The organism is uncultured Streptococcus sp., from assembly GCF_902463925.1.
GTDB lineage: Bacteria > Bacillota > Bacilli > Lactobacillales > Streptococcaceae > Streptococcus.
The window spans coordinates 333,811-356,467 of sequence record NZ_CABQHE010000001.1 but is presented as its reverse complement, the minus strand read 5'-3'; the positions used below and the strand labels follow the sequence as shown (position 1 = coordinate 356,467).

Genomic DNA, 22,657 nt, shown 5'->3' with positions numbered 1-22,657 from the left:
CATCGAAAATTATTTATCTTCAATAGTTTATCATAGTTAAGATAAAAAGAAAAGAGCCAAGGCTCTCTTCCTTAATCAATCTCAGCAATAACTTCGATTTCAATTTTAACATCTTTCGGTAAGCGTGCTACTTCTACCGCAGAACGTGCAGGAAAGTCAGCATTAAATGCAGTTGCATAAACCTCGTTAAATGGAACAAAATCATTGATATCGCTGAGGAAACAAGTTGTTTTCACAACATGGTCAAAGTCTGTTCCAGCTTCTGCCAAAATAGCGCCAACATTTTTAAGGACTTGTTCTGTTTGTTCTTGAATCGTTTCACCAATGATTTCACCTGTTTCTGGTGACAATGGTACTTGGCCAGATGCAAACAAAAGATTTCCTACGATTTTACCTTGAACATAAGGTCCAATTGCAGCTGGTGCTTTATCAGTATGAATAGTTTTTGCCATGATAATTCTCCTTCGACTAGTATGTTGTTATTATAGCAAAATATTCTGAAAATTGAAACAGGTATTTTCAAAAAGAAAAGAATTATCTCCAAACTAATCCTTCTCTTATTATTTCATATACTTTTTGACATAGTCATAGTAGTCTGGTTTTTCCTTTTTATTGAGTGCAAAGAGCATTTGCCCTTTCAGAGGCTCTTTGTCATCATTAGGTTGTAAAAAGAGGGCTGTTTCTTTTGATTTTGTGGGGAAAAATACAGTATAACTCGTTTCTTTTCCCTGCTCTTTTACTTTAAGCGAATAATAGGTAAAGTCAGCTTTAGACTTTGGACCATCCACTGTATAGTTATAATCCTGCTCACCAATCTTGACCTTATCTTTCTTGAAGACAATCGTATAATCCTTCTTTAAGGCATCTTGTGCCTGCCATTCACCCTCCAGTGAGGGAGCAGACTTGCTACAAGCTACCATCGAAACCATACAAAGTAAGGCCAAAAGACCAAGTAACCATCTTTTCATACTTTTGCACTCCTAAAGAATTTTACTTATGGTTTGATACGGTGCAACATACGTGGGAATGGAATAGCTTCACGGATGTGTTTTGTTCCAGCTACGAAAGTAACCATACGTTCAATACCGATACCAAAACCACCGTGTGGTACCGAACCATATTTACGAAGGTCAAGGTAGAATTCGTATTCTGAACGGTCCATTCCGAGTTCATCCATTTTAGCTACAAGAGCATCGTAGTCATCTTCACGCATTGAACCACCGATGATTTCACCATAACCTTCTGGAGCCAAAAGGTCTGCACAAAGAACGCGCTCAGGATTACCAGGAACTGGTTTCATGTAGAAGGCCTTGAAGCTTGCTGGATAATTAACAACGAATGTTGGAACACCAAAATAGTTTGAAATCCAAGTTTCGTGTGGTGAACCGAAGTCATCCCCATGTTCGAGGTGCTCATAATCTGTATCTTCATCATTTTCATGTGCTTGAAGAAGATCAATTGCCTCATCATAAGATACACGCTTGAATGGCTCAGCAATGTATTTCTTAAGAAGATCTACGTCACGTTCAAGAATTTCAAGAGCTTGTGGCGCACGATCAATAACACCTTGAATAAGCGCTTTAACATATGCTTCTTGCAAGTCAAGAGACTCATCATGTGACAAGAACGAATACTCAGCATCCATCATCCAGAACTCAGTCAAGTGACGACGTGTTTTTGATTTTTCGGCACGGAAAACAGGACCAAAGTCAAAGACACGACCAAGAGCCATGGCACCAGCTTCAAGGTAAAGCTGACCAGATTGGCTTAGGTAAGCAGGTGTACCAAAGTAATCCGTTTCAAATAATTCTGTTGAATCTTCAGCTGCATTTCCCGACAAAATTGGACTATCAAATTTGATGAAACCATTTTTATCAAAGAATTCGTAAGTTGCGTAAATAATCGCATTACGAATTTGTTGAACAGCCATTTGTTTACGTGAACGCAACCAAAGGTGACGATTATCCATCAAGAAGTCAGTTCCGTGTTCTTTTGGTGTGATTGGGTAATCATGTGATTCACCGATGACTTCTACTGCTGTCACATCCAACTCGTAACCAAATTTTGAACGTTCGTCTTCTTTGACCACACCAGTCACATAAACTGATGTTTCTTGACTAAGGCGTTTAACAGTATCAAATTTTTCAGTACCTTCTTCTTCACCGTATTTTTCGATGAAGTTAGGTTTGAAAGCTACCGCTTGGAAGAAGGCAGTTCCATCACGCAATTGAAGAAAGGCCAATTTCCCTTTACCTGATTTGTTAGCTACCCATGCACCGATAGTGATTTCTTCGCCCACGTGTTTAGGCACATCAATAATTGAAACTAATTGTTTAGACATGTAATTACTTCTCTTTTCTTTTGATTTATATTAAAATTTATTTTTCCATAAATGCTTTGATACGACGAACAGCCTCTTTCAGAGTATCTAAATCTGTAGCATAGCTAAAACGAATATTTTCAGGAGCACCAAATCCCGCACCTGTCACTAAAGCCACCTCTGCCTCTTCAAGGATGGCATTGGTAAAATCATTGACATCTGTATAGCCTTTGATTTCCATAGCTTTTTTAACATTAGGGAAAAGGTAAAAGGCACCTTGAGGTTTGATAACTTCAAATCCAGGTACTTCAGCCAAGAGTGGATATATCGTATTCAAACGTTCTTCAAAGGCTTGACGCATCTCTTCAATAGAAGACTGATCACCAGTTAAAGCTTCAATAGCAGCGTATTGAGAAACTGCTGTAAGATTTGATGTTGTTTGGCTAATAATCTTCGCCATTCCTGAAATAATTTCTGGATCTCCTACAGCAAATCCCACGCGCCAACCTGTCATAGAATAGGTCTTGGAAACACCATTAATCACAATTGTTTGCTTACGAATAGCATCTGACAAGCTTGAAATTGGTGTGAAAGTATTGCCATTATAGACCAATCGGCCATAAATGTCATCAGCTAAAATCAAAATATCGTGCTCAACTGCCCAGTCGCCAATTGATTGCAATTCTTCTTTGCTGTAAATCATTCCTGTTGGATTTGATGGAGAATTAAGCAAGACAACTTTAGTTTTTTCAGTACGGGCTGCTTCAAGTTGTTCAACCGTTGCTTTAAAGTGATTAGCTTCAGTTGTTTGGAAAGTGACCGGAATACCTTCAACCATTTTAACTTGGTCTACGTAAGAAACCCAGCAAGGTGTTGGAATAATGACTTCATCACCAGGATTGATGACCGTAGCAAAGAAAGCATACAAGATAAACTTAGCACCAGTGCCGACAACAATCTCATTTGGTTTCACAGTATAGCCGTAGAAATTTTCCATATAAGTGCTAATCGCATCCTTAAGTTCTGGAAGTCCAGAAGCTACGGTATAGAAACTTGCCTTACCATTTTCGATAGAGGCAATGGCAGCATCTTGAATGTTCTTAGGTGTTACAAAATCTGGTTCACCGAGTGTCAAACTCAAGATATCACGTCCTTGAGCTTTAAGAGCTTTAGCACGCGCACTGGCAGCTAAAGTAACACTTTCTTCCATTTGTAATACACGATTTGATAATTTTGTCATTTCATTATAGTCCTTCCACTTTAATAACCTGACCTGAGATAAAATCAACCAGATAATACTGGGTTCCTGACTTCACTTCCCAAATAGGAGTTTTGCCATATTTTCCTAGGTGGACATAGGATATATCCTTAGCACCATAGGCTTTAGCTGCTTTTTTAGCCACTGACTTACTTATACCATCAGATTGCTTGTAGATATCAACCTCACCTGAATCATGACTCACGATAATAGCCAGTTTCTCACCTTGACCAGACTTTCCAAGAAGTCCGTAGTAGGTTGCCTGACCGTTGTAGATATTAAATTCAGAAACAGTATGAAGATCAGCTTTGGTCTTAGCTATGGCAATCACTTGCTTCTCAGCATCGACATAGGGCTTTACCGCAACAACTAGCATTGCTGTAATAGACACAATTACAGTCACAACAAGTACAATCATTCCAAAAATAAGCTGTTGCTTTTTTGTCCACGGTTGTCGTTGTTTACGCATAATGCCTCCTAAAAAAGTTTCTGAATTTATTATATCAGAAAAAGAGAAATCTTTACATAGCTATATCACTAGTAATAACTATCTTTTTATGACTCAGGAAATGTATAGAAACTCTGTCGTCTTAGAAAATCTTTGCCTAAGAAATTAGCAGTCTTTTTCTAAGAATTCTTGAATGTCCTCTTTCAGCAGCTTAAATGGGGCATGTTTTAGGATGATTTCTTGTGACACTTCCTTTATGAACAGTTTTCCATAGCTCTTAACTAGGGGGCGATTATCCATTAGTAAAATAGCTGATCGCTGTTCTGGTCTTCTTTGGGCACGTCCAATGGCCTGTTTGAAACGTAAAACCGTCATCGGGAGACTGTAACTATCAAAAGTACTTCTTCCTTGCTTAGATAACAAAGACTCTATTTTTTGATAGAAAGGATCTTTAGGATTGTCAAAAGGAAGACGTGTGATAACCTCGATAACCTTATCTTGTTGAGCAAAATCAGCACCCTCCCAGAACGACCCCATACCAAGTAAGAGATTAGTCTCACCTTTATCGAAACGTTTTTTGACATTAAAAGCTGTCCCATTTTTCTCTTGAGTCAAGTGATGAACTTTCCTATGATCTAACAAATCAGAAACAGCTATCATACTCTTTCGAGATGTAAATAATACTAAAATAGGATATCCCATTGCAGATAGTTTCTGGAGTCGCTTTGCAATTGCTTCTCCATATTCTTCTTCAGAAGAAACGCCAATCATAGGCATGGTTTGATCAATCCAGATAGCTTGATTTGGTAAAGTATCCATTGGAAGGCTTACTTTACGTACCTGACTTATTCCTAATAAATCAGCCACATCGACGTCTGGACCAATATCAATTGTTGCTGAAACGATTAACACTTTTTGAGCACTTGGGAGATAACTAGATAATTTCAATATCTCCTGACGTGAAGCCTTTAAATAAGTAACGCGATGTTCCTGATAATAGTCTGTTTCAAGCCAAAAATGACTGTAAAGCGGTGTGTTCAATGGTGACAGCATCTCCATCACATCACTCTCACCTTCAAGTTCAGAAATGGTTTGAAGCAAACGATTTAATTGCTGTCGATTATACTGCTTCTGAGGGAATTGTTGATGCTCTTGAATTAAATGGCTCACTTCAAACTGCAAATTTTCAAGCAAACGCTGTTGCAACAAAGTCTGACTACCACTATCAAGAATACGATGAATATGTTGCAAAAGAGTCGTAAGATTGACTTGATGACGTGAAAACTGTTCCAAAGCCAGAACCATCTTTTGTCCTTCATCAATCACAAGAGTCTTTCCTCGAACAAAATCATGGTCATCTTCCATACGTGTCAATAGATAAGCATGATTGGTTACAACCACTCTAGCTTCTTGACCTTTTTGATAAGACTGCTTCCAAAAATCGTAGCCTGCAAAAAGACTATCTGCCTTTAGCTTACCATCATGTTTGATTTCATCAAAATAAGCCATGTAGCGTTGTTTCTGTTTAATTTCGTCAAGATCACCAGTTTCGGTTTCAGTCAACCAAACTAAAAGTTGCATTTTATAACGATTAATCAAACGGTTACTATCCTGACGTAACAAGGTATGGTAAAAAGCATCCAATTTGATATAGTTCGTTGGTCCTTTAAGACTATGAAAGTTAATATTAAAGACTTCTGCTAAGGCCTTAGCCTCCTTACTCATAATCTGATTTTGAAGGAGCTTGGTCGGAACAGCTACTACTACTTTATCAACATTGGCTTGTGCTAACAAGGGGAGCAGATAGCCATAGGTTTTCCCGATTCCAGTTTGAGCTTGAATCATTGAAATATCAGTATTGTCAAGTTCCCTCCTCACTGTCTTCGCAAATTCCTCTTGTTTAGATCTTGATTCCAAACCTAATAGAGCAATATTAGTTTCAAAATCTTGAGAAAGCTTACGTTCCGACATGTAAGTCAAGGGTCTACGAAGAACGATACCAGATTCCTCAAGCATGACATATTCCTTTGAAAGACTGTTAGTTTTACCTTTTATAGCATCACGAATAACCAATTCAGACTCAAAAAGCAAATTATCAGAAAATGTTAAGAGCATGTTAATAGTCTGTCTAGGTAAGCTAGCAATCTTATCCATTAAATGAAACAAAAGCTGTCCTGTAGCTCTCGCATCTTCAATTGCTGTATGAGCTTGTGCTAAGTCAAGATTTAAGACTTGTGATAAATAAGAAAGTTTATATTGTTCTAGCGTCGGATAAAAGACCTGAGCCAATTCGACAGTATCCACACGAGGTGTCCTTAGTTCGAAACCCTCCATAAAAAGTGCCTCTGCAAGCAAGTTGGCATCAAATTTTACATTATGGGCAACAAAAATACAATCCTCAATCAGTTCAAAAACGGTTCTAGCAATTTCTGAGAAATCTGGGGCTTGAGCCAACTGCTGATCGGTAATCCCTGTTAAATGAATAATGTGATCATCGAGTTCTTGGTGTGGGTTAACATCACTCGCAAATTCGTCAATCACCTGACCATTTTGCATGATGACAATTCCCACCTGTATAATACTAGCCGTTGACGAAGCGGAGGTTGCTTCCAAGTCAACAATGGCATATTTATTCGTGTTTTTTTCACTCATAGTGACCTTATTATAGCATATCCAAGACACCAAAAAAAGATAAAACCATCATTCTGATATTGGAAAAAGCCTGAATTTCGTGCTAAACTAGAGCTATGAAAATAAGACGAATTTTAAATCCTGTTGCCCAGGAAAACACCTATATTTTAGAAAATGAATCAGCCAGCTTAGTCATTGATCCAGGAAGCAACACTTCAAGTATCTTAGCTGAACTCGAGGCAATTGCTAAACCTGTTGTGGCTATCCTCTTGACCCACACGCACTACGATCACATTATGAGCGTCGAAGCTGTCCGTCAAGCTTATAACCACCCGCCTGTCTATGTCGCAGAAACTGAGAAAGACTGGTTAATGAATCCTGTTCATAATTTGTCTGGTCTTCCACGTCATGATGATATGGAAGATGTTATTGTCAATCCTGCTGACTACTACTTTGATTTTATCAAGGACTATAACATTGGCAACTTCCAGTTTAAAGTTGTTCCAACTCCTGGACATTCTATCGGTGGAGTCTCCTTTATCTTTGAAAAAGAAGAAACTGTTTTTTCTGGTGATGCCCTTTTTAAAGAAACAGTTGGGCGATGGGACCTTCCTACAGGTAATCACGACCAGTTACTTTCTAGCATTCAAGAGCAACTCTTCACTCTTCCTAACCACTATCGCGTTTTCCCAGGCCACGGATGGGACACAACTATCGGTCACGAAAAAGTCTTTAACCCACATTTTTCATAAAAAGAAAAGCTCATCACTGCTGTTCTCATTTCGGCAAAGTTGGGCTTTTTGAGTACAGAAAAGAAGGCCCAAGGGCCTTCTCATCAGAAACTCTTTTGAGTTCCTATTTAGATTTGATATAGTTAACACCATCTGCTTTAGGTGCAACGGCCTTACCGAAGAATGCAGCTAAAACAATAATTGTCAAAATATATGGTGCAATTTGCAAATAGACGTTTGGAACATGTGAAATTCCAGGAAGTTGTTTTCCGATAATTGCCAATGATTGTGACAAACCGAAGAACAAACTTGAAAGCATAGCACCAACTGGATTCCAACGACCAAAAATCATAGCAGCCAAAGCGATGAAACCAGGACCAGCAATAGTGGTAACGGCAAAGTTATTTGAAATCGATTGGGCGTAAACCGCACCACCAACACCACCAAGAAAACCAGAAATCATAACACCGTAGTAACGCATGCGATAAACGTTAATCCCAAGTGTATCTGCAGCCTGTGGGTGCTCACCTACTGAGCGAAGACGCAAACCAAAGCGAGTCTTGAAGATAACCCACCATGACACAACTGAAACCAAAATAGCTACATATGCAATCAAGGAAACGTTCGTAAAGAAGACTTTACCCAAGATTGGAATATGGCTCAAAATTGGAAATGATACAGTTTTAAAGTTATGGCTAATAGCTGGTGTTTGACCGGCACCAAAGATAACACGTGTCAGAAAGACTGCTAAAGATGGAGCAATCAAGTTCAATACCGTACCAGAAACAACATGGTCCGCACGGAAATTAATGGTCGCAACCGCGTGGAGCAATGAGTAAACAAGACCAATAAGACCTGCTACAATCGCGGCAATCCAAGGAGTTGCATCACCAAAGCTATCTGCAAAATTCAAGTTAAAGATAACACCTGCGAAGGCTCCAATAACCATGATTCCTTCAAGACCGACATTTACGATACCACCTCGTTCAGAGAAAGTACCACCGATACTTGTGAAAATCAATGGTGCTGAGTATTTCACCATAGAGGCAACAATCAAGGCTAAAATTGTAATGAAGTCCATATTAGTTTTGTCCTCCTTTAGCTTTCACTGACTTATGACGAGGGAGAACCCAATATCTAATAATGTAGTTAGCACCAACAAAGAAGATAATCAGAGCAGATACAACGTCGATAACCTCAGAAGGCACACCAATCATACCACTCTTACCTACAGACAAGACACCATAAAGAAGGGCAGCAAACGGAATACCAATAGGTGAATTAGTAGCCAAAAGAGCAACCGCCATACCGTTCCAACCAATTGCCAATGAAGAGTTTTGAACAAATGCATTTTGGAAGGTACCAAGTCCTTCTACTGTTCCTCCAAGTCCACAAAGGGCACCTGAAATAATCATAGACATGATAATAACACGTTTTGATGACATCCCTGCATATTCAGACGCATGAGGGTTAAGACCTACAGATGTAATTTCAAAACCAGTTGTTGTTTTCTTGAGCATGAACCAAACAAGGAAAACTGCTGCAAGAGCAAGGAAGAAACCAATATTAAAACGTGAGCCACCAGTTAAAGATGATAAGAATTCTGTTTGATAGCTTGCAGAGGCTGCGACCTTATTAGATGCTTCTGATGAACGCAACATGTCGGCTGTAAAACCAAATCGAACAATATTATTTGCTACATACAAAATGATGTAGTTCATCATGATGGTAACAATGACCTCACTAGTTCCCAAATAAGCACGAAGAATACCCGGAATTGCACCAGCGATACCACCAGCTACAAGACCGATGATTACTGTACAGAAAACTGAAACCACTTTTGGTAGTTCTGGAAACGCTAATGCAAACCACACAGCAGAGGTCCAACCAGCTAAGGCCTGCCCTGGCAAACCAACGTTGAAAAATCCTGCCTTAGATGCTACAGAAAATCCGAGTGCGATAAGAATCAACGGACTCATGGCACGTAGAATTTCACCAATATTTTTCAAAGAACCAAAGGCCGTTTGGAAAAGATCGTAGTAGGCCCAGAATGGGTCGTAACCAAAGATTAACATCAAAACAGCACCGACCAACATTCCCAAGAGAACAGCAATTAAAGGAACTGCCCAATTTTGTGTTTTTTTAGACATTTGCTTCCTCCTTATTCAATTGTCCACCAGCCATAAGGATACCAAGATCTTGCTTATTGGTTTCAGCAGGATCTAAGATACCTTGAATTGCACCATCATAGATAACAGCAATTTGATCTGACATATCAAGAATTTCATCCAATTCAAAACTGACAACAATGACAGCCTTACCTTTATCACGTTCAGCGATAATACGTTTACGGATGTACTCAATGGCACCAACATCAAGACCACGAGTTGGCTGACTGACAATAAGAAGATCTGGATTACGGTCAATTTCACGGGCGATAACTGCTTTTTGTTGGTTACCACCTGACAAATCACCACCGGCGATTAATTCTCCAGCACCACGAACGTCAAATTCGTTCATCAATTCACGAGCCTTTGCATTGATGATATTATAATTCAAAATACCGTTCTTAGAATTAGGCTCCTTATAATAGGTCTGAAGAGCAATATTTTCAGCAACTGTCATCTCAAGAATCATACCATCACGATGGCGATCTTCTGGAATATGACCGACACTCATCTCAGTAATCTGACGTGTGGTCTTATGAATGATAGACTCACCCTTAATAGTGATGTCACCAGATTTAATTTTACGAAGTCCCGTAATCGCTTGGACAAGTTCTGTCTGTCCATTTCCGTCAATACCAGCGATACCAATTATCTCACCAGCACGCACATCTAACGATAAGTTTTTAACAGCTGGAACACCTCGATTCTCATTAACTACCAAATTTTTAATAGAAAGAACCACTTCTTTAGGATTTGAAGGAATTTTATCTGTCTTAAAGGAAACATGACGACCAACCATCATTTCAGCCAAATCGGCATTTGTAGAGCCTTCAATAGTCACTGTATCAATTGACTTACCACGTCTAATAACCGTAACACGATCAGAAACCGTACGAATTTCATCCAACTTATGGGTGATAAGGATAATAGACTTACCTTCCTTAACCAAAGTTCTCATGATGTTTAAAAGTTCCGTAATTTCAGAAGGTGTCAAAACGGCTGTGGGCTCATCGAAAATCAAAATATCAGCACCACGGTACAAGGTTTTAAGGATTTCAACACGTTGTTGGGCACCGACAGAGATGTCTGCAATCTTAGCTGATGGATCAACCGCCAGGCCGTATCGTTGAGACAATTCTGTAATTTCCTTTACAGCCTTCTTCATATCAAGAACACCACCAGATTTGGTCACTTCACTACCTAAAATGATGTTTTCAGCAACTGTAAAAGCTTCAACCAACATAAAGTGCTGGTGGACCATCCCAATACCCAATTTTGTTGCTTTAGACGGTGAATCAATCGTCACAGCTTGCCCATTTACCTTAATTGTTCCACTTGTAGGCTGTAAAAGACCTGCAAGCATATTCATCAAGGTTGACTTACCTGCACCATTTTCACCGAGGAGGGCATGGATTTCTCCTGGTCTCACATCGAGATTGATGTGATCGTTTGCAACAAATTCACCAAATTTTTTGGTAATGTCGTGCATTTCAATGACATTTGGCTTCGTCATACAATCTCCTATAAAAAATAATTATTATATCAGCAAAGGAAATCATAAACTGCTTCCCTTTGCTGAGACAAAAATTGTCCCAGTTTAAAGTCTAAGTGTGTGTACTTAACCCATTATTTGCTAAGACCATCAGTTGGTTTCAATTCACCATTCTTGATTTGATCTTTAGCTTTTACGACTGCATCCTTAATATCTGAAGGGAGACTAGATGTTACGATGTCAACACCGCCATCTTTGATACCGTAAGTCTTAGTTTTACCACCTTCAAATTTTTTGCCTTTAACTTGATCGTTAGCAATGTCTTTAACGACTGTACCAACTTGTTTGATTGTTGAAGTCAATACAAAGTTAGATTTTTTATTATCTGAAGATGTATAGTTTCCTTCTGCTGATTGGTCACGGTCAACACCGATTACCCAAACCTTTTTATCGCTATCAGCGCTAAGTTTTTCATTAACCTCTTTAGCGGCTGTGAAGACACCTGTACCAGTTCCACCAGCTGCTTGATAGATAATATCTGCGCCTGAAGCATACATTGTTGAAGCAATCGTTGAACCTTTGGCAGCATCAGAGAATGACTCAGCATATTGAACTTGAACATCAATATCAGGTTTTACAGATTTAGCACCTGCAGTGAAACCAGCTTCGAAACGTGTAATTGTGTCTGATTTTTGACCACCGATGAAACCAACTTTGTTTGTTTTTGATTGCATTGCTGCGGCAATACCTGCAAGGTAAGCTCCTTCATTATCAGCAAACAATACGCTTTCAACGTTCTTTTGGTTTTTAACTACGTCATCAATGATAACGTAATTAATTTTCTCGTTATCTTTAGCTGATTCTGAAACAGCATCGTGAAGTGCAAAACCAACACCAAAGATAAGATTATAATTTTGGTCTACAGCTGATGACATGTTTGTTGCAAAATCAGATTCTGAGTTTGATTGGAAATATGTGAAACCTGAATCTTTTTCAAGTTTGTTAGCTTTACCCCAAGCTTGAAGGCCTTCCCATGCTGATTGGTTAAATGATTTATCATCAACACCACCAGTATCTGTAACAATTGCAGCTTTAACTTTCGAATCAGCTGCTGAACCACCTCGTCCACCACGAGCACAGGCCGCAAGACCAAGTGCTGCTACAGCAACAAGGCCAATTCCAATAATTTTCTTGTTCAATTTCATCTTGAACACTCCTCCTATAACTTGCAAGAAAACTTGCTTAATAAAGAATAAAACAACTAGACTATTGTAAGTCTGTAAAAGAGTATGGTAACAACTCTCCGACTGTCATCTCGACTGTCGATTTATCTTTAGCGATAAGAATCACTTTAGAATCGGATTTGAAAAATTCAACCATCACTTGGCGACATGCACCACATGGTGATATAGGCTCTTTGGTATCACCGTAAACAGCGAGACACTCAAAATCACAGTGTCCTTCAGATACCGCTTTAAAAATAGCCGTTCTTTCTGCACAATTGGTCAATCCAAAAGAGGCATTTTCTATATTGCAGCCTTGAAAGATCTCTCCATCTTTTGTAATCAAAGCCGCACCTACTCTAAACTTAGAGTAGGGAACATAGGCATTTTCTGCTGCCAATCGAGCTGCTTCTATCACTTTATCTTTGTTAGTAACTGTCATGGCTTTCTTGACCTTTCATAATGGCAACTCCAGACGAAGTACCAATACGGGTTGCCCCAGCTTTGATAAAGGCTTGAGCAGCCTCAAGTGTACGAGCACCACCTGATGCTTTCACTCCCATAGTTGGGCCAACGGTCTCACGCATGAGTTCAATATCCTCAATGGTAGCCCCACCAGTAGAGAATCCTGTAGATGTCTTCACAAAATCTGCACCTGCTAGTTTTGCTAATTGGCAAGCTTGGACTTTTTCTTCATCAGTTAAGAGACAAGTTTCAATGATTACCTTTACAAGCCTTCTTCCACTAGCTTCAACAACAGCTTTAATGTCGTCTTCAACTAATCTAAGATTCCTAGATTTAAGAGCACCAATATTGATAACCATATCAATTTCATCAGCTCCATTAGCAATAGCATCCTTAGCTTCAAAAGCCTTGACAGCTGATGTAGAAGCCCCTAAAGGAAAGCCAATTACTGTACAGACATTAACAGAACTGTCTTTCAAAAGTTCTGCCGCAGTCTTTACCCAAGTTGGATTAACACAAACACTCGCAAATTGATATTTCTTAGCCTCGTCAATTAAGGCATAAATCTGCTCTTCATTAGCGTCAGCTTTTAATAAAGTATGATCAATATAGCTATTAACAGACATAAAAAAACTCCTTAATTAGATTGAGATTAAGTCCTAAGAAATAATTTTCAATATTTCATTTGGCTTTTTACACACTCTACCAATAATAACATTTTTTTTGAATTCAGTCAGCATTTTTTCAGATAAAATTTCTTGGCTATAGACCTTAGCGATAAGGTCTCCTTGAGCTACAGAGTCGCCAACTTTCTTTTCAAAAACAATTCCGGTTTCATAATTAAGACTGTCAGTCTTTGTAGCACGACCTCCTCCTAATTGCATGGCAAACTTTCCAAAAGCCATAGCTGGAAGCTCCTCTATGTAACCAGCTACATCTGCATGAATTTCTGTCATAATAGGCGCATTACTACGACGATAAAGATCCTCTATATCACCACCCTGAGCTAGAATGAGCTCTTCAAACTTGGCAAGTGCTTTTCCACCAACTAGATGCTGACGAATTTCTTCTGGGCTAACCTCAACCTGTGCTAAATCCAATAAAATTTCGGCTAGCTCGCAGATAAAGTCAGTGATATCCTCACGACCCTTACCCTGCATAATTTCAATTGCCTCAGTGATTTCTAGACGGTTACCAATAGCTTTACCTAGTGGTTGACTCATATCTGTAATTACAGCGATTGTTTGACGATTTACTTCGCGGCCTAGTGCAACCATAGTCTCAGACAACTTCTCAGCATCTGTCATGTTTTTCATGAAAGCCCCTTGACCAACGGTAACATCCAGCAAAATCTTATCAGCACCTGCTGCAATTTTTTTAGACATGACAGAGCTTGCAATTAGAGGAATAGAATCTACTGTTGCAGTCACATCACGTAGAGCATACAAGAGTTTGTCAGCCTTAACCAAATGTTCCGACTGACCAATAAGCGAAATCCCAATTTCTTTAACCTGGTCAATAAACTCTTCCTTGCTACGTTCAACCTGATAGCCTTTAATAGACTCAAGTTTATCAATAGTTCCACCTGTATGACCAAGACCACGTCCACTCATTTTAGCTACTGGCACTCCAAAACTAGCTACAAGTGGCATGAGAATAATGGTTACTTTATCACCAACACCTCCGGTCGAATGTTTATCCACCTTAACACCTGGGATTTCTGACAGGTCATATTGTTCGCCCGAAGCAACCATTTCTGTCGTTAAATCATGGATTTCACGAATAGACATACCTTGATAGTAAATAGCCATTGCCAAAGCAGCTATCTGATAATCAGGTATTGCTCCAGAAACGTAGCCATTAATGAGATAAGTAATTTCTTCTGTGGTTAATTCTCCACCATCTCTTTTCTTTTCAATTAAATCAACTGTTCTCATACCTTTTCACTTCTTAGGATATAATATCCCTTGTCCTTCTTTACAACTTCAGCATTTCCAAACACTTCCTCCATCTTAGCCTTAGCTGACGGAGCTCCTTGTTTTTTCTGAATCACTATAGTTAAAGTGCCACCTAGATTGAGATGGTCGTAGGCTTCCTCAATAACTTGATGAACCACTTTCTTACCAGCACGAATGGGGGGATTAGAAATCACATAATCAAAGCTTCCTGTGACATTCTCATAGATGTTGGATTGAAAAATAGTAGCCTCGACCTTATTGCGTTCGGCATTCTGTTTAGCCAAATCTATAGCCCTACTATTGATATCAATCATAGTGACTTTGACTCCTTGAACCTTGGCTAAACTGATACCAAGAGGGCCATAACCACAACCTACATCAAGAACTGTCTTTCCAGCCTCTAAATCTAAAGCGTTCAGAAGTGCTTGACTTCCAAAATCAATCATTTTCTTAGAGAATACTCCAGCATCCGTATAAAACTGGAAACTTTCTCCTAATAGATTTACTTTTAAATCATGAATATCGTGAGCCGCATCTGGCGTCTCAGCATAGTACATTTTTGACATAATTTTCCTTCTAAATAGTCCTTTTCTTTTATTCTAACAGAAATATAAAACTAAGGCTAGTGAAATGATAAGGCTTACATTTCGAGTCCTTTTTTGCTATAATGGAACTTATGTTAAATGAATTTATCAATTTTGAAACTATATCTCGGAGCGATTGGCAAAAATTCTGTCAAGAAGATCAAGTATCATTAACCTCAGAAGAACTAGAATCCATTAGGAGTTTAAATGACAAGATTGACGTTCAGGAAGTGAGGGACATCTATCTTCCTTTAATCAATTTGATTCGTATCTATCAGCGAGCTGCAGAGGACCTCACCTTTTCAAAAGGGATTTTTTTACAAAAAGCACAGGCTAGCAGACCTTTTGTTATTGGTATCTCAGGTTCTGTTGCAGTCGGAAAATCAACAACCAGTCGCCTTCTGCAACTGCTTCTTCAAAGAACCTTCCCTAAGACGAAGGTTGATATGGTGACAACAGATGGTTTTTTATTCCCAAACCAGGTCCTCATAGATAAGGGAATACTTAATCGTAAAGGCTTCCCCGAATCCTACGACATGCCACTACTTCTCAATTTTCTAGATACCATAAAAAATAGTGGGGACGTCAACATTCCTGTTTACTCACATGAAATTTATGATATTGTACCAGGACTTACTCAGGAAATTAGTCAACCAAATTTCCTAATTGTTGAAGGTATTAATGTTTTTCAGAATCCCATTAACCAACGTCTCTATATGAGTGACTATTTTGATTTTTCTATCTATATTGATGCTGACGTAAAAAATATCAAAACTTGGTATCTTGAACGTTTTCAAACTCTTCTTGAACTTGCCAGGAAAGATGAAAACAACTATTACCATCGTTTTACCAAATTTACAAAAGAAGAAGCACTTTCCTTAGCGCAAAAAACTTGGAAAGAAATCAACTTGGTAAATCTAGAAAATTATATCGAGCCTACACGAAATCGTGCAGAGCTTATTCTTCATAAAGGTGATAATCATAAAATCGACCTCATTCATTTAAAAAAATAGAAAAAGCTTGCCAAGGGACCTAAAATAACGTATAATGACATAGTTAGATAAATTTGGAGGTGAAAACATTGGCAAATATTAAATCAGCTATCAAACGCGCTGAACTTAACGTTAAACAAAACGAAAAAAACTCAGCTCAAAAATCAGCTTTGCGTACTGCTATTAAGGTATTCAACGCTAACCCAACTGAAGAAGCTTTCCGAGCTGCATCAGCAAGCATCGATAAAGCCGCTTCAAAAGGTTTGATTCATAAAAACAAAGCAAGCCGCGATAAATCACGTCTTGCAGCTAAATTGGCTAACTAATTGAAAACTCCAATAGGAGTTTTTTTCTTGTCATAATATCATAAAAATCCTGCTAACAATAGGCTAGCAGGATTTTTATTTATTCATTAGACTCCGGTAATTTTAACTTCAAAAATAGTCCCCTTCGGCTGATTGTCCTTGACAATTATTGTTCCTTTAAGAGCAAGAACAATCTGTTGTGCCAAAGATAAGCCCAACCCAAAACCACCTTTTTGTCTAGTTCTAGCTTTGTCTACTCGGTAGAAACGATCAAAGATTTTTTTCTTATCTTCATCTGCAATACCAGGGCCATTGTCTGCCACTGTAATATAAAGATGGCGATCATTAGTACGTACGGTGAAAGTCACCTGGCCATCATCTTCTGTATATTTGATAGCATTATCGAATAAAATTGTCATAAGCTGCTTTAATAGAGTCTTATCAGTTTGGATTGAGCGTCCAACCTGATTTTGAGCAGTAAACCCCTTTTCACTTTCTTCAGCAATCATAGCATAATTGGTAAAGACTTTATCAAAGAAAGAAGAATCTAAGGTTTCAATTTCTGGTTTAATACCATCATCACGACGAGCCAAATTCAAGAGATTGGTCGTCAAAAGACGCATATTTCGGACTTCATCTAGACTATAAGCAATGCTCTCTGAATTATCTAAAATGGTACTCTCAGGCTTGCGGAAAAGAACTTCTAACCTGTTTTGAATCACAGCAAGCGGCGTCCGTAACTCGTGACTGGCATTTTCAACAAAAGCCTTCTGCTTCTCCAAGCTTTCCTGGATAGGACGTCTTGACCACTTGGCCAAATACATACTAGCTGCAACTGATAAGAGCCAGAAGAAACTCATCATAATGACAATTAGCTTAACATAACGTTCAGTGGCTTCTTCCAATTGAGTTGTATTAATCGCAATAACAAGATACTTAGCATCAGGATAGAAACTATTGTTCACTTTCTCAGTAATCAGGCGATACTTTTCCGTTTGATCGAAATAATTCTGAGCACTTCCTTTACTGATAACATCAATGTTATTTTTATCTATTGGTAGATTGGATAAGCTTGAAAATTTGTCAACGACATTGAGGACTTTCCCATTCTTATCAAGCACTAAGACACTGGTATTTGCCGCAACTGATAAATCGTGAGGGGCATCTTCCATCTTTGATTTCTTCTTAGTTTCTTTCTTAGAGTCACTTGAGTCAGGTGTTTCATCTGTCGACCCTTTAGTATCATAGGCTTGGTAAATGGTTGTTGTATTATTTTGATCCACCTCAGAAGTCAGAAAAAGTTCCCGTTTTAGCATTTCCATTTCTAAATAAGAATTGGTCTTAGTTGCTGCCATTTTCAGACTAGAGTCCACATTGGAATAAACACCGTAACTGAGAATCTGCAAAATCATGACAGTCATGATAAGGAAAATACCAGAAAAAGTGGCAAAGAAATGAATGAACGACTTAAATCCGTCTGACTTGATTCTCCTAAAGAGATAATTGAAAAACTTAGTCAGCATTCTTCAAAATATACCCCACACTTCTCAAGGTTTGGAGGTTGGCAGCAAAGTCTGTTCCTTTAAGTTTCTTACGAATTTTAGAAACATAAACCTCAACAACTGATACTGTGGTATCACTATCAAATCCCCAAAGACGATCAAAAATTTGCGGCTTGGGCAAAATAACATTTTGATTTTGTAGGAAGTAGACCAATAAATCAAATTCTTTACCAAGAAGTTCTACTTCTTTATCGCCCACATAGGTTGAATTTGTAGAAAGGTTGACACAAACATCTCCAAAAGAAAAAGTATTTTGATCAAATTTACCAGAACGTTTCAACAGTGCTTGAATACGCATCTTCAATTCTTCTAAATAGAAAGGCTTGGTTAGATAATCATCAGCTCCGAGTTCGAAGCCATGCCCCTTATCGTCTAGACTTTCCTTAGCCGTCATGATAAGAACAGGAGTCGTTATTCCTTGCTCTCGCAATTCTTTAAGAACTGTAAAACCATCTTTTTCAGGTAACATTAAGTCCAAAAGAATCAAATCATAAACACCACTTTCAGCTTCGTAAAGACCTTCATCTCCATCAAATACTTGCATCACATCCGCAAAGTCATCTAAAAAATCAAAAACTGAGTTCGACAAACTCAAATCATCTTCTACTAGTAAAATTTTAATCATAGTTATCCCTCTTGCTAGGTGTAAAACCTAGTCATATATCTCTCTAAGTCATCTTATTATATCGAAAATACACTTAATCTTCTAGTGCATTAATTTCTTTCATTTAGGCTCAGTTTACCTTATTTTCCTTAAGGTTTTCATAAATGGAGCAAAAAACAGCACCTACAGGCACTGCTTTAAAAAAATATTCGTTATTAGAACAAACCAACTGCTGTTCCATCTTCAGCAACATCCATCTTGAGGGCTGCTGGGGCTTTTGGAAGACCTGGCATAGTCATAACATCACCTGTGAGAGCCACGATGAATCCAGCACCTGTTTTAGGAACAAACTCACGAATAGTGATATCAAAACCTTCTGGTGCTCCAAGTAAGAATTGGTTATCTGAGAAACTATATTGTGTTTTAGCCATACATACTGGCAATTTATCCCAACCAAATTCTGCAAACTGTTTGAGCTGGTTCTTAGCTTTTTTCTCGAAGACAACCGATTTACCACCATAGATTTCAGTAACAATTTTAGTGATTTTTGCTTCCAAGCTATCATCATCAGAATAAAGACGTTTATAATCGGCATTACCATTTTCAACAGCATCAACTACTGCGTTGGCAAGGTCAATACCACCATCAGCACCATTAGCCCAAACGCTAGCCAATTCAACAGGAACATCGATTTCTGCACAAAGTTCTTTAAGGGCTGCAATTTCAGCTTCTGTATCAGCAACAAACTCGTTAATAGCAACGACTGCTGGAAGACCGAATTTACGAACATTTTCCACATGACGTTTCAAGTTTGCAAAACCATCACGAACGGCCTGAACATTTTCTTCAGAGAGGTCAGTTTTGGCTACCCCACCATGCATTTTAAGGGCACGAAGTGTCGCAACAATAACAACAGCATCTGGAGTTGTTGGGAGGTTTGGAGTCTTGATATCAAGGAATTTTTCAGCACCAAGGTCAGCACCGAAACCTGCTTCAGTAATCGTATAATCAGCCAAACGAAGAGCTGTAGCTGTAGCTAGAACTGAGTTACATCCGTGAGCGATGTTGGCAAATGGACCACCGTGTACCAAGGCTGGTGTCCCATAAATTGTCTGTACCAAGTTAGGTTTGATGGCATCTTTAAGAATAAGGGTAAGTGCGCCTTCAATTTCGAGATCACGTACATAAACAGGTGTACGGTCATAACGGTAAGCAACGACAATGTTAGCCAAGCGTTCTTTAAGGTCATTGATATCAGTAGCCAAGCAAAGAATTGCCATGATTTCAGAGGCTACGGTAATATCAAAACCATCTTCACGTGGAATACCATTGAGTGGACCACCAAGACCAACTGTCACATGACGAAGCGCACGGTCATTAAGGTCAACGACACGTTTCCAAATAATACGACGTTGATCAATACCTAGGGCGTTTCCTTGATGAATATGGTTGTCAAGAAGGGCTGACAAGGCATTATTCGCTGTAGTAATAGCATGCATATCACCTGTGAAGTGGAGGTTGATATCTTCCATTGGAAGCACTTGAGCGTAACCACCACCTGCAGCACCACCTTTAATCCCCATAACTGGACCAAGAGATGGTTCACGAAGAGCAATCATTGTTTTCTTACCAATTTTGTTAAGAGCGTCTGCAAGACCAATTGACATGGTTGATTTACCTTCACCTGCTGGTGTTGGGTTGATCGCTGTTACCAAAATCAATTTTCCTGGTTTATTGTCTTTGACTGCATTGATTTTATCAAATGATAATTTTGCCTTATATTTTCCGTAGAGTTCCAAATCGTCAAAGCCGATTCCAACTTTTTCAACTACTTCTGTGATTGGTTTTAATTCTACACTTTGAGCAATTTCGATATCTGTTTTCATGAGACACTCCTCTATATCTTTCTATGTACTATTATAACAAATATTAATAAAAAACGCACTATTTTTAACAAATTACTTTTCAATGTTCGGTTTTTGTTTAGCTATGGAAAGTTATAACTTTATTTTATAAGGGGCACGTCTCAAAAAAACTTACTATTATTTACTAAAATCTCAATTTTTAGTACAATACTACTATGAAAATTTTGATTACATCAGGTGGTACCACTGAAAAGATTGATGCTGTTCGTGGAATCACAAATCATTCAACAGGTTATCTAGGTAAGGAAATCGCTGAACTTTTCTTGGCCAAGGGTCACCAAGTTACCTTAGTAACTGTAAAGACTGCCGTTAAACCTGAACCAAAAGAAAATCTAAAGATTACAGAAATTACCAACGTAGACAGTCTCCTAAAAAGTATGGAGCCACTTGTCAAGGAGCACGATGTCCTCATCCATAGTATGGCTATCTCTGACTATACTCCAATTTATATGACTGATTTCGCTGAGTTGGAAGATACGGAAAACCTCAGCCAACTTTTACATAAGTCTAACACTGAGAGCAAGATATCTTCGGCTTCGGATTTTCAGGTTCTTTTCCTTAAAAAGACACCAAAGATTATTAGCCTGGTTAAACAATGGAATCCCAATATTCAGTTGGTTGGCTTCAAACTTCTCGTAAATGTCAGCAAAGAGGATCTTTTCGAGGCTGCTCGTACCAGTCTTAAACGCAATCAAGCAAACATTATTGTGGCAAATGATTTGGGTGAGATTACTCCAAATCAACATATTGCTTATCTAGTTGACGAAAAGGGTGAAGAGAGGGTTACAACTAAGTCTGCAATTGCTCAAGCTTTATATGAAAGGATATGCCATGACTAAACGTATCATCCTTGCTGTTTCCGGCTCAATTTCCGCCTATAAGTCAGCAGACCTGACAAGTAAACTAAATAAAAAGGGGTATGACATCCACGTCATTATGACTGAGGCTGCTCAAGCCTTTATTCCACCTCTAACTCTTCAAGTTCTTTCTAAGAATCCAGTTCACACCGATGTTATGGAAGAAAAATTGGCTGAACGTATTAACCATATTGACTTAGCTAAGGAAACCGATCTCTTTATTGTTGCCCCAGCTTCAGCAAATACGATTGCCAAATTAGCACACGGCATGGCTGATAACATGCTAACTGCTACGGCTTTAGCTTTACCTAGCACCACTCCAAAATTAATTGCACCAGCTATGAATACGAAAATGTATGAAAATCCATTGACTAAGAAGAACTTAAAGACCTTACAAGAGGTTGGCTACCAAGAAATTCGTCCAAAATCTGGCTTACTTGCATGCGGAGATACAGGTCGAGGCGCTCTAGCTGATATTGATGCCATTATTGAGGCAATCGATAGTGCTTTAACAAGAAAAGGAGTTTATGATGAATAAAAAAAATAAAGCAAACCAAACGGCACAATTGGCTCTATTAATAGCCACAATGGTCGTCATTGAAGTACTCAGTCAAACTATCTTTGCTGCTTTTGTACTTCCAATCAAACCAACCCTAACTCATATCCCAGTCATTATTGCTAGTATCGTCTATGGTCCTAAAATTGGAGCATATTTAGGCGGTTTTATGGGAATTATGAGTATTATTCGTAACACTATCATCTATTCAGTAAGCAGTTATCTTTTTAGTCCTTTTGTCGAAGGGGGAACCTGGGTATCTGCTGTCATTGCAATTGTTCCTCGTATTTTAATCGGTATTTTCCCTTACTTTGTCTACAAGTTAGTTCAAAATCGTATAGGGTTGACGCTATCTGGTATTTTAGGGGCTTTTACAAATACATTTTTTGTACTTCTTGGTATCTACTTTCTAATCCCTAATTTCTACTCAGCAGGTGGAAAAACTCTAATGGCAACTATTTTCACTACAAACTCTGTTGCCGAAATGGTTATTGCTGGCCTATTAACGCTTAGTATTACACCTGTGCTACTTCGATTGAAAAAATAAAGAAAAACATGGTAATTACCATGTTTTTTTC

At 38.6% G+C, this 22,657-nt stretch carries 23 protein-coding genes; 6 read left to right on the top strand and 17 right to left on the bottom strand.

Features of this window, described 5'->3' with window-relative positions; translation table 11 throughout:
- Positions 1-71: 71 nt before the first annotated feature.
- The 6 genes from RDY04_RS01585 to RDY04_RS01560 form a co-directional block, all read right to left on the bottom strand.
- Entirely contained in the window at positions 72-452 is a 381-nt protein-coding gene (locus RDY04_RS01585; RefSeq protein ID WP_303953164.1) for a RidA family protein, read from the bottom strand.
- A 108-nt stretch (positions 453-560) separates the two neighbouring features.
- Positions 561-968, bottom strand: coding sequence for a hypothetical protein (locus tag RDY04_RS01580; RefSeq protein WP_303953161.1), 408 nt, complete (start codon positions 966-968; stop codon positions 561-563).
- Between the two features lie 26 nt (positions 969-994).
- Positions 995-2,341: an asparagine--tRNA ligase gene (asnS, locus tag RDY04_RS01575; protein ID WP_002891115.1), complete on the bottom strand. Its 1,347-nt coding sequence runs from the start codon at positions 2,339-2,341 to the stop codon at positions 995-997.
- Between the two features lie 37 nt (positions 2,342-2,378).
- Positions 2,379-3,560 (bottom strand): pyridoxal phosphate-dependent aminotransferase, encoded by a 1,182-nt coding sequence (locus tag RDY04_RS01570; RefSeq protein WP_303953158.1) that lies wholly within the window; start codon positions 3,558-3,560, stop codon positions 2,379-2,381.
- Between the two features lie 4 nt (positions 3,561-3,564).
- On the bottom strand, positions 3,565-4,047 hold the full coding sequence (locus tag RDY04_RS01565; RefSeq protein WP_303953155.1) for a DUF5590 domain-containing protein: 483 nt from the start codon (positions 4,045-4,047) through the stop codon (positions 3,565-3,567).
- Positions 4,048-4,191: 144 nt separating this feature from the next.
- Positions 4,192-6,678, bottom strand: a complete 2,487-nt coding sequence (locus tag RDY04_RS01560) for a bifunctional DnaQ family exonuclease/ATP-dependent helicase (protein WP_303953152.1) — start codon at positions 6,676-6,678, stop codon at positions 4,192-4,194.
- Positions 6,679-6,773: 95 nt separating this feature from the next.
- On the opposite strand from RDY04_RS01560, the gene RDY04_RS01555 reads away from it, so the two are divergent.
- Entirely contained in the window at positions 6,774-7,409 is a 636-nt protein-coding gene (locus RDY04_RS01555; protein ID WP_303953149.1) for an MBL fold metallo-hydrolase, read from the top strand.
- Between the two features lie 103 nt (positions 7,410-7,512).
- Here RDY04_RS01555 and RDY04_RS01550 read toward each other — a convergent pair whose 3' ends face one another.
- The 8 genes from RDY04_RS01550 to RDY04_RS01515 all read right to left on the bottom strand — a co-directional run bounded on the left by RDY04_RS01550 (position 7,513) and on the right by RDY04_RS01515 (position 15,260).
- Complete coding sequence (locus RDY04_RS01550; RefSeq protein ID WP_303953146.1) at positions 7,513-8,469, bottom strand: ABC transporter permease; 957 nt, start codon at positions 8,467-8,469, stop codon at positions 7,513-7,515.
- 1 nt (position 8,470) lies between these two features.
- A complete protein-coding gene (locus RDY04_RS01545; protein WP_295493998.1) occupies positions 8,471-9,538 on the bottom strand; it encodes an ABC transporter permease in 1,068 nt (355 codons plus the stop codon).
- On the bottom strand, positions 9,531-11,069 hold the full coding sequence (locus RDY04_RS01540; protein WP_003093565.1) for an ABC transporter ATP-binding protein: 1,539 nt from the start codon (positions 11,067-11,069) through the stop codon (positions 9,531-9,533). The genes RDY04_RS01545 and RDY04_RS01540 overlap by 8 nt, the downstream gene beginning before the upstream one ends.
- A gap of 113 nt (positions 11,070-11,182) precedes the next feature.
- Positions 11,183-12,247 (bottom strand): BMP family protein, encoded by a 1,065-nt coding sequence (locus tag RDY04_RS01535; protein ID WP_303953230.1) that lies wholly within the window; start codon positions 12,245-12,247, stop codon positions 11,183-11,185.
- Between the two features lie 67 nt (positions 12,248-12,314).
- On the bottom strand, positions 12,315-12,713 hold the full coding sequence (locus RDY04_RS01530) for a cytidine deaminase (RefSeq protein WP_303953142.1): 399 nt from the start codon (positions 12,711-12,713) through the stop codon (positions 12,315-12,317).
- Positions 12,700-13,362: a deoxyribose-phosphate aldolase gene (deoC, locus tag RDY04_RS01525; protein WP_154864771.1), complete on the bottom strand. Its 663-nt coding sequence runs from the start codon at positions 13,360-13,362 to the stop codon at positions 12,700-12,702. Before deoC ends, RDY04_RS01530 begins: the two co-directional genes overlap by 14 nt.
- A gap of 33 nt (positions 13,363-13,395) precedes the next feature.
- Positions 13,396-14,673: a pyrimidine-nucleoside phosphorylase gene (locus RDY04_RS01520; protein WP_303953139.1), complete on the bottom strand. Its 1,278-nt coding sequence runs from the start codon at positions 14,671-14,673 to the stop codon at positions 13,396-13,398.
- Positions 14,670-15,260: a class I SAM-dependent methyltransferase gene (locus RDY04_RS01515; protein WP_303953136.1), complete on the bottom strand. Its 591-nt coding sequence runs from the start codon at positions 15,258-15,260 to the stop codon at positions 14,670-14,672. Before RDY04_RS01515 ends, RDY04_RS01520 begins: the two co-directional genes overlap by 4 nt.
- Before the next feature lie 110 nt (positions 15,261-15,370).
- On the opposite strand from RDY04_RS01515, the gene coaA reads away from it, so the two are divergent.
- On the top strand, positions 15,371-16,291 hold the full coding sequence (gene coaA / locus RDY04_RS01510) for a type I pantothenate kinase (protein ID WP_295494009.1): 921 nt from the start codon (positions 15,371-15,373) through the stop codon (positions 16,289-16,291).
- Between the two features lie 68 nt (positions 16,292-16,359).
- Positions 16,360-16,596, top strand: a complete 237-nt coding sequence (gene rpsT, locus RDY04_RS01505) for a 30S ribosomal protein S20 (protein ID WP_303953132.1) — start codon at positions 16,360-16,362, stop codon at positions 16,594-16,596.
- Positions 16,597-16,682: 86 nt separating this feature from the next.
- On the opposite strand, the gene RDY04_RS01500 is transcribed toward rpsT, so the two are convergent.
- From RDY04_RS01500 to RDY04_RS01490, 3 genes are all read right to left on the bottom strand, one after another.
- The gene (locus RDY04_RS01500; protein ID WP_303953129.1) at positions 16,683-18,098 is read right to left on the bottom strand and encodes a cell wall metabolism sensor histidine kinase WalK; all 1,416 of its coding nucleotides are present in this window, start codon (positions 18,096-18,098) and stop codon (positions 16,683-16,685) included.
- Positions 18,088-18,762: a response regulator transcription factor gene (locus tag RDY04_RS01495; RefSeq protein WP_303953126.1), complete on the bottom strand. Its 675-nt coding sequence runs from the start codon at positions 18,760-18,762 to the stop codon at positions 18,088-18,090. The genes RDY04_RS01500 and RDY04_RS01495 overlap by 11 nt, the downstream gene beginning before the upstream one ends.
- Positions 18,763-18,956: 194 nt before the next feature.
- Entirely contained in the window at positions 18,957-20,627 is a 1,671-nt protein-coding gene (locus RDY04_RS01490; RefSeq protein WP_303953122.1) for a formate--tetrahydrofolate ligase, read from the bottom strand.
- A 194-nt stretch (positions 20,628-20,821) separates the two neighbouring features.
- On the opposite strand from RDY04_RS01490, the gene RDY04_RS01485 reads away from it, so the two are divergent.
- Genes RDY04_RS01485 through RDY04_RS01475 form a run of 3 tightly spaced genes read left to right on the top strand, consistent with a single transcriptional unit; the run spans position 20,822 to position 22,626 of the window.
- Positions 20,822-21,505, top strand: coding sequence for a phosphopantothenate--cysteine ligase (locus RDY04_RS01485; protein ID WP_295494016.1), 684 nt, complete (start codon positions 20,822-20,824; stop codon positions 21,503-21,505).
- A complete protein-coding gene (gene coaC / locus RDY04_RS01480; protein WP_303953117.1) occupies positions 21,498-22,061 on the top strand; it encodes a phosphopantothenoylcysteine decarboxylase in 564 nt (187 codons plus the stop codon). Before RDY04_RS01485 ends, coaC begins: the two co-directional genes overlap by 8 nt.
- A complete protein-coding gene (locus tag RDY04_RS01475; protein ID WP_126429352.1) occupies positions 22,054-22,626 on the top strand; it encodes an ECF transporter S component in 573 nt (190 codons plus the stop codon). Before coaC ends, RDY04_RS01475 begins: the two co-directional genes overlap by 8 nt.
- The last annotated feature ends 31 nt before the right edge of the window (positions 22,627-22,657 follow it).